1 protein-coding gene is annotated in these 1,272 nt (G+C 58.9%); it reads right to left on the bottom strand.

What is annotated here, in order from left to right; translation table 11 throughout:
- Window positions 1-86: 86 nt before the first annotated feature.
- The coding region (locus WM40_RS27040) for a Tn3 family transposase (protein WP_046154640.1) at window positions 87-1,272 on the bottom strand (1,186 nt) is incomplete at its 5' end.

The raw sequence follows: 1,272 nt of genomic DNA, 5'->3' as shown, positions 1-1,272 counted from the left end.
TGTAAGCCCAAACCGCCGAAAATTCTCACGAATCCGGTGTACGCCCCCAGCCGATAGGCGGAAAGCATCTTGCAAAGCTCTTTCCGTCATTCCCAGGTGAGCCCCTGAATGATGGCGTCTAGGTCGATGGCCTGCCCGCCACCGAGGAAGGTGTAGTGGCCGCCCATATGGATATGCCGCCAGGCTGCCGGCGATGTCGATTTCACGAGTTCCAGCACCTTCTCATTGCCCTCGCCCTTTTCCAATAGCCGGCTGAGAATAGCCGAGTTGTAAAAGATGATCGCGTTGGCTATCAATCGCCCGCACTGGTTACTGATTGCGATCTCGAGATCGGTCCGGCCTGTCAGTTCCTTCTTGCCGCCGACCTTGGCGATTGCGGCACGCAACTGGTGATACGATTCGATCCGGTTTTGCGAGCGGTGCACGGTGCGTTGCAGTTTCGGATCACGCAGGTAGCGCAGCGTGTAGACGCTCCGCACGAGCCGGTCGAACTCGAAGATCGCGCGACGCGTTGGGTTCGTTTCCGTGTAGGTGCAGAGCTTTCGGATCAGCGTGCCCTGGGTCATCTCCTTCAACCCCAGCGTGGCGATGATGCGTGCGATGTTCTCCTTTTCGTCGAGGATCGCCTGCAGGTCGATCTGACCGGCCGGCACGATGAGGAAGTCCTCGTAGCGTGCTGGGTCGGTGGCGCAATAGATCTCGCCGAGTTGTTTGTCGAGGTAGGTGAACCTCGGCTCGAAGCGCCGACCGAACCAGTACAGGATTGCGAAATTGGCTTTGTTTACGCTGTGCATGTCACCGGTGATCGCGTCGGGCATGATTTCGCTGGTGTTGCGATACCAGACGTCGAACACGTAATGGGCCTCGTATTCGTGCGCGCCGATCATCCAGCCCTGCAACGGCACGTGATTGCACAGCAGCGTGTAGGCGACGACGCCTTTGCCGCGGCCAAAGTACTTGCGCGAGTGCCGCGCCTTGATAGTAGGTCGCTCGACGCCGAATTTCTGGCCATCCACGGCGCCGTATAGCGTCTTGAGATCGAACGAGTAATACGGGAAGACCAGCAGCTCAGCAATGGCGTTGCTGATGCGGTCGTTGGCCTCCTGCAGCGTGGCCAGCCGCAGGTATTGCTGGTAGGTGGTCTCCAGAACGTGATACGGAATGTCGCTGGTGCGCGACATGAGCAAGTTACCGAGGTTCATCGCCTGCGCGACGATGGTTGCGATCAGACTATCCTCGTCGGCGACCCGTTTGGCGTATCGCGGCTGCAGT

The sequence above is a fragment of the Robbsia andropogonis genome (genome assembly GCF_000970345.1).
GTDB classification, from domain to species: Bacteria; Pseudomonadota; Gammaproteobacteria; order Burkholderiales; family Burkholderiaceae; genus Robbsia; species Robbsia andropogonis.
Note: the sequence above shows the minus strand (reverse complement) of the source record. Positions and strands in the feature narration are given on the sequence as shown.